General features: G+C 61.2%; 11 protein-coding genes. All 11 read right to left on the minus strand.

Annotation, left to right across the window (positions count from 1 at the left end):
- Nucleotides 1-8: 8 nt before the first annotated feature.
- Nucleotides 9-605, minus strand: coding sequence for a MarC family protein (locus tag ACYAR8_RS05180; protein ID WP_074890435.1), 597 nt, complete (start codon nucleotides 603-605; stop codon nucleotides 9-11).
- Between the two features lie 67 nt (nucleotides 606-672).
- Entirely contained in the window at nucleotides 673-3,468 is a 2,796-nt protein-coding gene (locus tag ACYAR8_RS05185; RefSeq protein ID WP_074890436.1) for a hybrid sensor histidine kinase/response regulator, read from the minus strand.
- Nucleotides 3,469-3,563: 95 nt separating this feature from the next.
- Nucleotides 3,564-4,859: a phosphoribosylamine--glycine ligase gene (purD, locus tag ACYAR8_RS05190; protein ID WP_463579258.1), complete on the minus strand. Its 1,296-nt coding sequence runs from the start codon at nucleotides 4,857-4,859 to the stop codon at nucleotides 3,564-3,566.
- Between the two features lie 167 nt (nucleotides 4,860-5,026).
- Complete coding sequence (gene purH, locus ACYAR8_RS05195; RefSeq protein ID WP_463579259.1) at nucleotides 5,027-6,634, minus strand: bifunctional phosphoribosylaminoimidazolecarboxamide formyltransferase/IMP cyclohydrolase; 1,608 nt, start codon at nucleotides 6,632-6,634, stop codon at nucleotides 5,027-5,029.
- Nucleotides 6,635-6,712: 78 nt separating this feature from the next.
- A complete protein-coding gene (fis, locus tag ACYAR8_RS05200; protein ID WP_007907419.1) occupies nucleotides 6,713-7,033 on the minus strand; it encodes a DNA-binding transcriptional regulator Fis in 321 nt (106 codons plus the stop codon).
- Nucleotides 7,030-8,043 carry a tRNA dihydrouridine synthase DusB gene (dusB, locus tag ACYAR8_RS05205; protein ID WP_074890442.1) on the minus strand — a complete coding sequence of 338 codons (1,014 nt, stop codon included), beginning with the start codon at nucleotides 8,041-8,043 and terminating at the stop codon, nucleotides 7,030-7,032. The genes fis and dusB overlap by 4 nt, the downstream gene beginning before the upstream one ends.
- 277 nt (nucleotides 8,044-8,320) lie before the next feature.
- Entirely contained in the window at nucleotides 8,321-9,712 is a 1,392-nt protein-coding gene (locus ACYAR8_RS05210) for a DUF3426 domain-containing protein (protein WP_463579260.1), read from the minus strand.
- A gap of 55 nt (nucleotides 9,713-9,767) precedes the next feature.
- Nucleotides 9,768-10,646, minus strand: coding sequence for a 50S ribosomal protein L11 methyltransferase (gene prmA, locus ACYAR8_RS05215; protein WP_463579261.1), 879 nt, complete (start codon nucleotides 10,644-10,646; stop codon nucleotides 9,768-9,770).
- Between the two features lie 301 nt (nucleotides 10,647-10,947).
- Entirely contained in the window at nucleotides 10,948-12,297 is a 1,350-nt protein-coding gene (accC, locus tag ACYAR8_RS05220; protein WP_074890448.1) for an acetyl-CoA carboxylase biotin carboxylase subunit, read from the minus strand.
- Between the two features lie 17 nt (nucleotides 12,298-12,314).
- Nucleotides 12,315-12,770, minus strand: coding sequence for an acetyl-CoA carboxylase biotin carboxyl carrier protein (accB, locus tag ACYAR8_RS05225; RefSeq protein ID WP_074890450.1), 456 nt, complete (start codon nucleotides 12,768-12,770; stop codon nucleotides 12,315-12,317).
- Nucleotides 12,771-12,850: 80 nt separating this feature from the next.
- On the minus strand, nucleotides 12,851-13,303 hold the full coding sequence (aroQ, locus tag ACYAR8_RS05230) for a type II 3-dehydroquinate dehydratase (RefSeq protein ID WP_074890452.1): 453 nt from the start codon (nucleotides 13,301-13,303) through the stop codon (nucleotides 12,851-12,853).
- Nucleotides 13,304-13,411: the final 108 nt, after the last annotated feature.

A 13,411-nucleotide genomic window follows, 5' to 3' on the forward strand; every position in this document is an offset into this window, starting at 1 on the left:
GTGCGTCGTCAGGTCAGCAGATAGCCCTTGATGCCAGTGAAGATGATCTGCGCTGCCAGGGCGCAAACGAACAACCCCATCAGCCGGCTGACGATCTGCAGGCCTTGATCGCCGAGAACCCGTTCGATGCTGTTCGAGAGGTAAAGCACCACGCCGACCGTCAGGCTGGCCAGCGCGATGCTGACGATGGCGGTGAGTTTGTCGTCCCAGTGTGGCTGGCTCACGCCCATGACCAGCAGCGCGCCGATGGTGCCGGGGCCGACGGTGATAGGGATGGTCAGCGGCACGATGGCGACATCCTGCTGAACGTTGTCGGTCTGCACGCCGGATTTGCCCTGGGCCATGGCCAGCGCGGAGATGAACAGCACACTGCCGGCGCCGATTCTGAAAGCGTCGGCGGTGATGCCGAAGACCCCGAAAATCACCCGCCCGAACAGGTACAGCAAGACACTGGAAACCAGAGTCGCGAAGGCGATCTTCCACGCTAGGCGTCGGCGTTCCTTGCGTGAGTAACCGCGGCTCAGGGAAATAAAACAGGACAGGACGAAGAACGGGCTATAGAGCACCAGCATCTTCAGGTAAACGCTGAACAGCACGTGAAGCATGGTTTGAGCTCATGGCAGCAGACTGGGACGGCGCCAAGTCTATCAGCCTGTCACGGATACCTGGCGGTCAGTTTTGCTCATAACGGTCTTCGCCGCGGGTGGCGCGGGTCGCGTCATCCCGCGCACGTTGCTCCACCCAGTATTCGACCAGATCGCGTAACTGCGACATCTCCACCGGCTTGGACATGTGGCCGTCCATGCCCGACTGGCGCGCGCGATCCTTGTGCTCCGCCAGAATGTGCGCGGTCAACGCCACCACAGGGGTGCGAATGCGCTGGTTGCCGGTTTCCCAGGCGCGGAACTGCTGAGTCGCCGAGAACCCGTCAAGGATCGGCATTTCGCAGTCCATCAGCACCAGGTCATAGCGCCGGGTCTTCATCGCCAGCAGTGCTTCTTCGCCATTGCTGGCAGTGTCCGGCTGCAGGTTGAGCTTGCCAAGCATGCCGCGAATGACTTTGGTGGAAATGCTGTTGTCCTCGGCGACCAAAATACGGAAGTCGCTGGGCACGTCGATATCGCTGATCACCCCGGGCACTGCAGAGAAGGGCGCATTGCCTTTGTTGCGCTGATTGAGCTCGTCCGCCAGCGTGGTCTTCAGCGTGTACCCGGCGACCGGCTTGGCGAGGATGCGTTTGACCCCGGCATTGCGCGCGATGATCTTGCTCGGCGCATTGCTGATGCCCGTGAGCATGATCAACAGAATGTCGTGGTTCAGGCTCGGGTCTTCCTTGATCTTGGCGGCCAGTTGCATGCCGGTCATGCCGGGCATGTTCTGGTCGAGCAAGACGATATCGAAGTAGTCGCGCAGGTGCGCCTTGGTGCGCAGCAGCGCCAGCGCCTCTTTGCCCGATGGCACGGCGCTGACGTTAAGCCCCCACGCGCTGCACTGCTGTACCAGCACCTTGCGGCAGGTGTCGTTGTCGTCGACCACCAGAACTCGCGCGCCTTTGAGCGGGCTGTCCAGGTCGGCGGGGGGCTGCTCCAGCCGTTCCGTATCAAGGGGCAGACTCAGCCACAGCGTGCTGCCCTGATTGGTGCCGCTCTGGATACCGAACTCGCCGCTCATCAACAGGATGAGCTGCCGGGCAATGACCAGCCCCAGGTGACCGCCTACCTTGCTGGCGGCCAGGAAATTTTTGCTATGCAGTTCGGCGTGCAGCAGTGCGTCGCGTTCATTGGGCGTCAGCGGCGTGCCACTGTCTTGGACGGCAATGCGCAAGCGTGGCTTGCCGCCGCGGGAGTCGAGGGCGACGACCAACAGGATCTCGCCCTCGTCGGTCTTCTTTAAGGCGTTCTCCAGCAAGCTGAGCAGCGTCTGCCGCAGTCGCGTCGGGTCACCACTGATGACACGCGGCACCTGGGGCTGAATGAAGCTGATCAGCTCGACATTTTGCTGCTCGGCCTTGGCGCGGAAGATGCTCAGGCAGTCCTCGATCATCGCGTTGAGATCGAATTGCACGTCGTCCAGCTCGATCTGCCCTGATTCCAGTTTGGTGATGTCGAGGATTTCGTTGATCAGGGTGAGCAGTTCGTTGCCGGCGCTGTGAATGGTTTGCACGTAATCGCGCTGCTTGACCGACAGCGGCGTGCCCAGCAGCAGCTCGGTCATCCCCAGAACGCCGTTCATGGGAGTGCGAATCTCGTGGCTGATCTTCGCCAGAAACTCGGCCTTGGCGTTGATCTCTGCGGTGCTGGCCGCCAGTTCGCGGCTGATGCTGAAGTTGTCTTCGGTGATGCTGCGATGACGCTCGCTCAGGGCGATGCTCATCAACAGGCCGCACAGGCAGAATACCGCCAACACGCCGATGATCAGCGTCTGCGCGGGAATGCTCGTCAACCAGAGCATGGCCGGCAGCACCACGAGGTTGCCGAGATTGAACGCGATCATGGCGATCACGAATGGCCGGGCAGGCGAGTAACCCTTCTGCAGGTGGTAGATCGACACCAGGGTGATGCTGACCGTGGTCAGTGCCACCAGCAGGAACGTCATGATGTTCAGCGGCAGCGTTTCAACGAACAGCACCAGCAGCGCGCCAAAGCCGACCACCAGCAGCACGCCCATCAGGAGCCGATTGAGCATCTCGACCCCGCGCTGAACGAAGAAGCAGTACGTGTACATCAGCCCTGTCGCGGCGGCGAGGAGCAGGGCGAGGTGGGCGCTCGGCGTCTGCTCCAGGTGCCAGCGCGGCAGCCAGGGCGCCTGAAGGTTGAGCAGCAACAACGCACTCAACCCCAGAAACGCCTCGCACGCTGCCAGCCACAAGCTGCTGATTGAGCGGGACTGGGCGAAGCGCGTGATGTTCTGCACGATCAGCATGGCCAGCGAGCCGAAGAACAGACCGAGCAGCAGTGGTCGGCGCTCGTCGGCGGCGCTGGTGACTGCGGACTGCAACGTAATGTTGGGGCGCAGTTCCTGTTCGGACTTGAGGCGCAGATACAGGTCGAGCGTCTTGTCGCTGTGGGGCACCGGCAGCAGAAAGTCCAGTGACGGCAGGGGTTGGGCTTCGCGCGGCACTCGGTTACCCGATCGCGAATGATCGATCAGGCTGTCGCCGTCGAGCACGTACATGTCGACCGTGGCCAGGTCGGGGGCGAAGATTCGCACCAGTTGTTCATGGGTGGTCGGGGGCAGGCGATAGTGCAGCCACAGTGCGGAGTCGCGGTTGGTCGCCCGCACTTTGTCGAGTTCGACAGGGCTGAACTGGGATTCGTAGTGGGGGGAGCGAACGTCGCTGAGGTTCAGATTAGCCTGATCATCGACAAGGGTTGACCAGCCTGCACTGACCTCGGCAGCGGCCGAGGTTATACAGAGCAGAGTCAGCAATGTGACGGTCAAACGAGTGGCAATCCTGAGCCAGCGCACGGCGAAATCCCTTCGTGAATGAAGCCTGTTTAACTCTGGGGCACCGGATGACCGATCAGCGACTCAACGAGGAATCGCTGATCGGACGGGGGGGCTCACGCCAGATCTTCGCCGCGTTCCCGGGCAATGGCGCGATAGCCGATGTCCGTGCGGTAGAAACAACCTTTCCAGTCAATCTTTGCAGCCAGTTCGTACGCCTGTTTCTGCGCGTCGCCAACGGTGTCGCCCAGCGCTGTCGCGCACAGCACACGACCACCGGAGGTCACGATACGGCCATCCTGCAACGCGGTGCCAGCGTGGAACACCTTGCCCGGCAACGCGGCCGCAGCGTCCAGCCCCTGAATCTCGTCGCCCTTGGCGTAGTCGGCCGGGTAACCGCCGGCTGCCAGAACAATTCCCAGACTCGGACGCGGGTCCCACTGAGCATCCACCGTATCCAGCGTTTGCGCCAGAGCGGCTTCGACCAGCGATACCAGGCTCGATTGCAGGCGCAGCATCACAGGCTGGGTTTCCGGATCGCCAAAGCGGCAGTTGAATTCGATGACTTTCGGGTTGCCAGCCTTGTCGATCATCAGACCAGCATAGAGGAAACCGGTGTAAATGTTCCCCTCGGCGGCCATGCCCCTGACGGTCGGCCATATGACCTGATCCATCACGCGCTGGTAAACCTCGGCGGTGACCACCGGGGCCGGGGAATACGCACCCATGCCGCCGGTGTTCGGGCCGCTGTCGCCATCGCCGACGCGTTTGTGGTCCTGACTGGTTGCCATGGGCAGCACGTTCTTGCCGTCGACCATGACGATGAAGCTGGCTTCTTCGCCGTCGAGGAATTCCTCGATCACCACGCGCGAACCGGCGTCGCCGAAAGCATTGCCGGCCAGCATGTCACGCACGGCGTCTTCCGCTTCCGCGAGGGTCATCGCGACGATCACGCCTTTGCCCGCCGCCAGGCCGTCGGCCTTGATGACAATCGGTGCGCCTTTTTCTTGCAGGTACGCCAGCGCCGGTTCGATTTCGGTGAAGTTCTGGTAGTCGGCAGAGGGAATGTTGTGGCGCGCCAGGAAGTCCTTGGTGAATGCCTTGGAGCCTTCCAGCTGTGCGGCGCCTTTGGTCGGGCCGAAGCACTTCAGGCCACGGGCGCGGAACAGGTCGACGACACCCGCCACCAGCGGCACTTCCGGACCGACGATGGTCAGCGTGACGTTCTTCTCGGCGAAGTCAGCCAGTTGCTCCAGCGCCAGCACGTCGATCGCGACGTTTTCACACTTGGCTTCAGTGGCAGTGCCGGCATTGCCGGGGGCGACGAAGACTTTCTCGACACGAGCGTCCTGCGCGACCTTCCAGGCCAGGGCGTGTTCACGGCCACCGCTGCCAATGATTAAAATATTCAAAGAAAGACTCCTTCGGAGAAGCTGCAAGCTACAAGCGGCAAGTAAAAGCGAATAGCACAACTCTTAATCACGGCTCATTGCTCTGAATTAATAAGACTGCAAGGGCGAGTAAAGCGACGCGACTCTGCTTTTACTTAACGCTTGCAGCTTGATGCTTGCCGCTGCACTCAGTGCCTGAAATGGCGCATGCCGGTGAATACCATCGCGATACCTGCTTCGTCGGCTGCCGCAATCACCTCGGCGTCACGCATCGAGCCGCCTGGCTGGATCACCGCGGTGATGCCGACCTTGGCAGCGTTGTCGATGCCGTCGCGGAAGGGGAAGAATGCATCGGAAGCCATGACCGCGCCCTGCACCTGCAAACCGGCGTGTTCGGCCTTGATCGCAGCAATGCGCGCGGAGTTCACGCGGCTCATCTGGCCTGCGCCGACGCCGATGGTCTGGCGGTTCTTGGCGTAGACGATGGCATTGGATTTCACGTACTTGGCGACCTTCCAGGCGAAGATCAGGTCGTGGATCTCCTGCTCGGTAGGCGCGCGCTGGGTGACCACTTTCAGGTCGTCGGCGCCGATCATGCCGATGTCACGGCTCTGTACCAGCAAGCCACCGTTGACCCGCTTGTAATCCCAGGCCGGCGCGCGTTCTGCGTCCCACTGGCCGCTGGTCAACAGGCGCACGTTGGCTTTACTGGCAATGACGGCCTGAGCGTCGGCGCTGACGCTCGGGGCGATGATCACTTCGACGAACTGACGCGCAACGATGGCCTTGGCCGTCTCGGCATCCAGTTCACGGTTGAAGGCGATGATGCCGCCGAACGCCGATTCGCTGTCGGTGGCATAGGCCAGCTCGTAGGCCTGACGAATGCCGCCCTCTGTATCCAGGCTTACTGCAACGCCGCACGGGTTGGCGTGTTTGACGATCACGCAGGCAGGCTTGACGAAACTCTTCACGCACTCAAGCGCCGCGTCAGTATCGGCGACGTTGTTGTAGGAAAGCTCTTTGCCTTGCAGTTGGGTCGCGGTGGCGATGCCGACTTCGGCAGGCCTGGCTTCAACGTAGAACGCCGCGCTCTGGTGCGGGTTCTCGCCGTAGCGCATTTCCTGCGCCTTGATGAACTGGCTGTTAAAGGTGCGCGGGAATTCGCTGCGGCCTTCGGTGCTCAGGGTTTCAGCGGACTGGTCAACGCTGCCCAGGTAGTTGGCGATCATGCCGTCGTAGGCGGCGGTGTGCTCGAATGCCTTGAGCATCAGGTCAAAGCGCTGCGCGTAGGTCAGGCCGCCGGCCTTAAGGCTTTCCAGCACGTTCGTGTAATCGCTGGCGTTGACGACGATGGCGACGTCTTTGTGGTTTTTAGCGGCAGAGCGAACCATGGTCGGGCCGCCGATATCGATGTTCTCGATGGCCGTCGGCAGGTCGCAGCCCGGCTTGGAAACGGTCGCTTCGAACGGGTAGAGATTCACCGCGACCAAGTCGATCGGCTTGATGCCGTGTTCGCTCATGATGGCGTCGTCGATGCCGCGACGGCCGAGGATGCCGCCGTGGATTTTCGGGTGCAGTGTCTTGACCCGGCCGTCCATCATTTCCGCAAAGCCGGTGTAGTCGGCGACTTCCACCGCTGCAACGCCGTTGTCCTTGAGCAGCTTGAACGTACCGCCGGTGGAGAGGATCTCGACACCGAGGGCTTGGAGTTCACGCGCGAATTCGAGGATGCCGGTCTTGTCGGATACGCTGATCAAGGCGCGGCGGATCGGCAGGCGGGTCGTCTGGTCGGTCATCTCAACTTCCATCAAAAGCAAAAGAATTTTGCAAAAAAAACGACCGCATTGAAGTGAGGTCGCTTGTTTTTCGGATGCTTACAGCAGGTCGTACTGCTTGAGTTTCTTGCGCAGGGTGCCGCGATTCAGCCCCAGCAGCTCGGAGGCCTTGGTCTGGTTGCCCTTGACGTAGTTCATCACGCACTCGAGCAACGGCGCCTCGACTTCCGAGAGCACCAGGTTGTAGACATCAGTGACGGCCGCACCTTCCAGATGAGCGAAGTAGTTGTGCAACGCCTTCTCGACGCTTCCGCGCAGGGTCTGACCCTCTTCGCTCGGCGTATTGAGGTGTTGTTTCAAATTGACGTTGTCGCTCACGGGTGTTGTTCCACTCACTAAAGTCTCAGTCATCATCGTCATGCGGCCACCTCTTCTTCGTTCCCTGCTGGGAGGGATTTATCGCGCTGGGAAAAGAACTCCCGAACGTTGGCGCACTGTGCTTCTGTATCATCCAAACGGTTGAAAAGGGCGCGAAACTCCCTGGCGCCCGGCAACGTTGCGAGGTACCAGCCGACGTGTTTGCGGGCGATTCGCACGCCCATCACGTCGCCATAGAACGTGTGAAGCGCAGCCAGATGCTCTAGCAGAATGCGTTCCACTTCACCGACGGGCAGGCCCGGAAGTTTTTCCCCGGTCTGCAGGTAGTGTTCTATCTCGCGAAAAATCCATGGGCGCCCCTGGGCGGCCCGGCCAATCAACAGCCCATCGGCGCCGGTTGCGTCGAGGACGTAGCGGGCCTTTTCCGGTGAATCGATATCGCCGTTGGCAAACACCGGGATGGACACCGCCTGCTTGATCGCGGCGATGGTGTCGTACTCGGCTTCACCGGTGTAGAGATCGGCACGGGTTCGCCCGTGCACCGCCAATGCCTGAATGCCGGCTTGTTCGGCAATTCTGGCGACGGTCAGACCATTCTTGTTCGCCCGGTCCCAGCCGGTGCGAATCTTCAGCGTGACCGGTACCTCGACTGCCGCGACCACCGCGTGCAGGATTTCGGTCACTAACTGCTCATCTTTCAACAGCGCCGAGCCGGCGGCCTTGTTGCAGACCTTTTTTGCCGGGCAACCCATGTTGATGTCGATGATCTGCGCGCCGAGTTCGACGTTGGCGCGTGCTGCGTCCGCAAGCATCTGCGGGTCCCCGCCAGCGATCTGTACCGAGCGTGGCTCGGGATCGCCTTCGTGAATCATGCGCAACCGCGACTTGCGGCTGTTCCACAGGCTCATGTCGCTGGTGACCATTTCCGAGACCACCAGGCCTGCGCCGAGCTGGCGACAGAGTTGGCGGAAGGGCTGGTCGGTGACACCCGCCATCGGGGCGAGAATCAAGCCGTTTTGCAATGTGTAAGGGCCGATGCGTACCGCCGACATAGGGTGACCTGTTGTGGGGCCGAATCACGAGGTCTGGTCCGAAAAGTGCTTCAGCGCCAATTCAGACGGGACCCAGAGTATGAAAAAGGGTGGGCATGATACCCGCTCTCGATGACTGGATAAAGGCTGAATTGGATAAAATCTGAACAGTTCCGTTCTTATCGCAAACGGTTAGGTTTAGGCCGGCATCGTCATAAAAGTGTCGTCGGATTTCGGGCATCCCGTCTCGCGCAGGGTGCTGCATTTCGGTGCGGGAAAACCGCTGCGTCCGTCGTTTTTACTCCGGCGAACGGAAGCTCAGGCTGTAGTTCGCCGCCTTGGGGCCCGGGTCGAGAATGTCCAGCGCGATGTGGATCGGCGTCTGTGGCGGCATTTCGTCTTTGCCCGCCAGCTCGCCGCTCAGGTACTCGCCCGGTTTGAATCGGCGGCTGGCGATCAACTGACCCGTCGCATCGGCAAAGCGTAGTTCGAGCAGCGGGAACGGCTGGGAAAAGGACGCACGGTTATAGATGATCGCGTCGACGACCAGTGCGCCTTGAAATTCGGGGTGGCTGCGCACGACAAGGTTGCTGCTCTTGAGCAGTTTGATATCGACCTTGGACGGGACCTTGCAGCCGAGGGACGGGCACAGCTCCATGAAAATGGGCCGGTACTGATCCTGTCGCGCCAGCTCCTCGAAGTGGTAGGCAATGTACTGGCCGGCCAGTGCGCCCAGCGCAATCAGGATCAACAGCATCCACAGCAGGCGCCGCCCCCAGCGCGGTTTGGGTTTCTGCCAGGACAACTGCAGCGGGTCATCCGTCAGGTCGACCAACGCCCTGTCCCGCAGGCCTGGTTCGTTGCGGCCGCCACGCTTGCCGTCGGCAGCTGCGTGCGGGGCCTCATCGTCTTCCTCATCATCATGACGGGCGCTGAGGCGATCCTGATCGTCATGGTTGTCGAGGGCGGTGAAGCGTTCCGACGTTGCGTCGTCGTCGGGTTCGGCTTGATGCTTGAACGAGTGGGGGCGAGCCGGCTCGTCATTCAGGTCGTCCAGATCGTCCGGCGTCAGCGAGAATGAAGGCTCGGTGCGATGGCGGTCCTGCTGATTGATCGGCTCGTCCAGCGGGCCTTCGTCTATCGTGTGGTCGGTATGCGCTTCGCGTTCCTCGACGACTTCTGCGCGAAGTTCGGGCAGATGGTCGACGTCGTCGTGACTCATCCCGTGGGCCCACGACTCCTGCGCGACGTCAGGCTCGTCGCGTCGGGCGCTGAAGGACTCGACTTCGTCGTGATCGCGCGCCTTGCTGACCCGCCCGAAGGACTCGGGGAGCTGAATCTCGCGCTGTTCGAGACGCGCCAGTTCAACGTCCAGATCGTCCAGATCGAGGCTATCCAGATCGACTTCACGCTCGTCACGCTTGACCGGCAGCGGCGCTGGCTGGGTCACGACGAGTGACTGCGGCGCGAGGATTTCCGGCTTCTTCTCCACGCCTTCGGCGTTTGGCGCGGAAGGCGACGGCGTTTCCGCGGTTGTTCCGTCGCGTTGCTCCAACAGCTGTTTCGCGGCGTTGAACACCTGCAGGCATGAGCCACAGCGCACCATGCCTCGGGCCACGCTCAACTGAGCGTGACTGACGCGGAAACTGGTCTGGCAATGCGGGCACTGAGTGACGAAGCTGTCGGTCATGCGGGTATCCGGGGTTAAAGAGCGCCTGATGGTTGGATCTTAGGGCAACTGGCTGTCAGCGGCGACGACCGGTGATCCGTACCCAGCCCTCGCGGTTGGCGATCGGGTCTAGCTCGAAGGTGTCAGCGTAAGCGGCGGCAACTTCATCGCCTTGCTCGGCAAGGATACCGGACAGCGCCAGTCGGCCACCGGGTTTGACCAGGCTCGCCAACTGTGGCGCCAGAGAAACCAGCGGGCCGGCGAGGATGTTGGCCACCAGCACGTCGGCCGGCACCTGGGGCAGGTCTTCAGGCAAATACAGCGGGAATTTCTCGGCCGGGACGTTGTTGCGACCGGCGTTGTCGCGGGACGCTTCAAGGGCCTGGACGTCGATGTCGGTGCCGACGGCCTGTTTAGCGCCCAACAGCAGCGCGGCGATGGCGAGGATGCCGGAGCCGCAGCCGAAATCCAGCACGTTGCAGTCGGCGAGGTCCTGGCCGTCGAGCCACTCAAGGCACAGCGCGGTGGTCGGATGGGTACCCGTGCCGAACGCCAGGCCCGGGTCGAGCAACAGATTGACCGCTTCCGGCTCCGGTGCGGCGTGCCAGCTCGGCACGATCCACAGCCGCTGGCCGAAGCGCATCGGGTTGAAGTTGTCCATCCAGCTGCGTTCCCAGTCCTGATCTTCGATCACTTCATGGGTGTGTTCCGGCAGCTCGGCGTCGGTCAGCAATCTCAGGTGAGCGAGGACGTGATCGGCATCGGTGTCGGCTTCGAACAGCGCCAGCAGGTGCGTGTGCGACCACAGCGGCGTGGTGTTCAGCTCTGGCTCGAAGATCGGCTGGTCTTCAGCGTCCATGAACGTCACCGATACGGCGCCCACTTCGAGCAGGGCGTCTTCGTAGGTTTCGGCTTGTTCTGGGCTAATGGCGAGACGGACTTGCAGCCAAGGCATGGCGGGTGACCTTCGAGTTGAAAAATTGAGAAGCGGCCAACGGCCACGAAAGACCGGGAAGTTTACGGGGTTCGCGGGGAAACAACAAAGAGGGTGTGGCAGTGAGGCTGGGAAAGTGGGACCGGCTTTAGCCGGGAATGCGTTAAGCGTCACACCGCGAAGGTGATGTCGGTCACCCAGGCCTCTTCCCGGCTAAAGCCGGTCCCACAGGATGGGCGCGTCCCAAAATCCAGAGGCCCGACCGAAAAACAACAAAGCCGCTCGAAAGCGGCTTTGTTGGTCTGTAGCACTTACTGGCGGATCAATGCTTGTCAGCGGCCAGCTTGTGTTCCAGGTAGTGGATGTTGACGCCGCCTTCGCAGAAGCCTTCATCGCGGGTCAGATCACGGTGCAGCGGGATGTTGGTCTTGATGCCGTCGACCACGATTTCATCCAGGGCGTTACGCATGCGCGCCATGGCTTCGTCGCGGGTCGCGCCCCAGGTGATCAGCTTGCCGATCAACGAGTCGTAGTTGGACGGAACCTTGTAGCCGCTGTACAGGTGCGAATCCACACGCACGCCGTTACCGCCTGGCGCGTGGAAATGCTTGACCAGGCCCGGGCTCGGGACGAAGGTCTTTGGATCTTCAGCGTTGATCCGGCACTCCAGCGAATGCCCGTGAATGACAACGTCATCCTGGGTAAACGACAGTTTGTTGCCGGCGGCGATGCTGAGCATCTCCTTCACGATGTCGATGCCGGTGACCATCTCCGAAACCGGGTGCTCCACCTGAACACGGGTGTTCATTTCGATGAAGTAGAAACGGCCGTTCTCGTACAGGAACTCGAACGTGCCGGCGCCACGGTAGCCGATGTCGATGCAGGCTTTGACACAGGCCGCGAACACGTCCTTGCGGGCTTGCTCGTCGATGAACGGTGCAGGCGCTTCTTCCAGAACCTTCTGGTGGCGGCGCTGCAGGGAGCAATCACGATCGCCCAGGTGGATCGCCTGGCCCTGACCGTCGGAAATCACCTGGACTTCCACGTGACGTGGGTTGGTCAGGTATTTTTCCAGGTAGACCATCGGGTTGCTGAACCAGGCAGCCGCTTCAGCGCGAGTCTGTTTGGCCGCTTCGATCAGGTCTTCTTCCTTGTGCACCACGCGCATGCCGCGACCACCGCCGCCGCCAGCGGCCTTGATGATCACCGGATAGCCGACTTCACGGCCGATGCGCAGCGCGGTTTCTTCGTCTTCCGGCAACGGGCCGTCGGAACCGGGAACGGTTGGCACGTTGGCGAGCTTCATGGCGTCTTTGGCGGAAACCTTGTCGCCCATCAGGCGAATGGTTTCGGCCTTGGGGCCGATGAAGGCGAAGCCGGATTTCTCGACCTGCTCGGCAAAGTCTGCGTTTTCCGCGAGGAAACCGTAGCCCGGGTGGATCGCCGTGGCGCCGGTCAGCTCTGCAGCCGAGATAATGGCCGGAATGTTCAGGTACGACAGGTTGGCTGGCGCCGGGCCGATGCAGACGGTTTCGTCTGCCAGGCCAAGGTGCATCAGCTCACGGTCTGCCGTGGAATGGACCGCGACGGTCTTGATGCCCAGTTCTTTACAGGCACGCAAGATGCGCAAGGCGATTTCGCCGCGGTTGGCGATCAGGACTTTTTCCAACATCGCAGGCTCTCCCCGGTTCAAACGATGGTGAACAGCGGCTGGTCATACTCAACCGGCTGACCGTTTTCTACCAGGATGGATTCGATCGTGCCGCTGACTTCGGCTTCGATGTGGTTCATCATTTTCATCGCTTCAACGATGCAGATGGTGTCGCCTTTCTTGACGGTCTTGCCGACTTCGACGAAGGCTGGCGAGCCAGGCGCCGGGGTGCGGTAGAAGGTACCGACCATTGGCGACTTGATGACATTGCCGGCGTGCTGTGGAGCAGCAGGTGCTTCAGCGGCGGCGGCCACTGGCGCTGCAACCGGGGCAGGTGCCGGAGCGGCAACCGGGGCAGGCGCGTAGTACTGCTGTGCTGGAGTCTTGCTGTGACGGCTGATCCGTACGGATTCTTCGCCTTCACGGATCTCCAGTTCGTCGATGCCGGACTCTTCCAGCAGTTCGATCAGTTTCTTGACTTTACGGATATCCATTAATCATCAACTCCCAAGGGACGGTCAGGGGGATTTGGTAGCCGGTTCCGGCGGTCTGGCTCAGTACGGGACTGGGCCGTTCACGCTTTCGAACTCTTGGCCAATTGTTCCAGGGCGGCCTCCAGGGCCAGTCGGTAACCGCTGGCGCCAAGGCCGCAGATCACGCCTACAGCAACATCTGAAAAGTAGGAGTGATGGCGGAAAGGTTCGCGCTTGTGCACGTTTGACAGGTGCACTTCGATGAATGGGATGCTCACTCCCAGCAACGCGTCACGTATCGCAACACTTGTGTGCGTAAAAGCAGCCGGATTGATCAGGATGAAGTCCACGCCTTCATCGCGTGCAGCGTGGATGCGATCGATCAGCTCGTACTCAGCGTTGCTCTGCAGGTACATCAGGTGGTGACCGGCTTCGCGCGCACGCTGTTCCAGATCCTGGTTGATATCGGCCAACGTGATCGAGCCATAGATCCCCGGTTCACGGGTCCCCAGCAGGTTCAGGTTCGGTCCGTGAAGAACCAGAAAAGTCGCCATCGAGTGTTCCTTGTTGTTCGCGTTTTCGACGCTCACGTACAGAGTGAGCCGCTGATGGGCAGCGACTATGCCGGAAAGTACGATGGACTGTCCAGTTACCCACAATAT

It is taken from the genome of Pseudomonas sp. HP_01 (assembly GCF_055284355.1).

What these genes read in the sequence shown, in the direction of transcription:
- ACYAR8_RS05180 (WP_074890435.1), bottom strand. Translation starts at nt 605, where the DNA reads ATGCTTCACGTGCTGTTCAGCGTTTACCTGAAGATGCTGGTGCTCTAT.
- purH (WP_463579259.1), bottom strand. Translation starts at nt 6,634, where the DNA reads ATGACCGACCAGACGACCCGCCTGCCGATCCGCCGCGCCTTGATCAGC.
- fis (WP_007907419.1), bottom strand. Translation starts at nt 7,033, where the DNA reads ATGACGATGATGACTGAGACTTTAGTGAGTGGAACAACACCCGTGAGC.
- dusB (WP_074890442.1), bottom strand. Translation starts at nt 8,043, where the DNA reads ATGTCGGCGGTACGCATCGGCCCTTACACATTGCAAAACGGCTTGATT.
- ACYAR8_RS05210 (WP_463579260.1), bottom strand. Translation starts at nt 9,712, where the DNA reads ATGACCGACAGCTTCGTCACTCAGTGCCCGCATTGCCAGACCAGTTTC.
- prmA (WP_463579261.1), bottom strand. Translation starts at nt 10,646, where the DNA reads ATGCCTTGGCTGCAAGTCCGTCTCGCCATTAGCCCAGAACAAGCCGAA.
- accC (WP_074890448.1), bottom strand. Translation starts at nt 12,297, where the DNA reads ATGTTGGAAAAAGTCCTGATCGCCAACCGCGGCGAAATCGCCTTGCGC.
- accB (WP_074890450.1), bottom strand. Translation starts at nt 12,770, where the DNA reads ATGGATATCCGTAAAGTCAAGAAACTGATCGAACTGCTGGAAGAGTCC.
- aroQ (WP_074890452.1), bottom strand. Translation starts at nt 13,303, where the DNA reads ATGGCGACTTTTCTGGTTCTTCACGGACCGAACCTGAACCTGCTGGGG.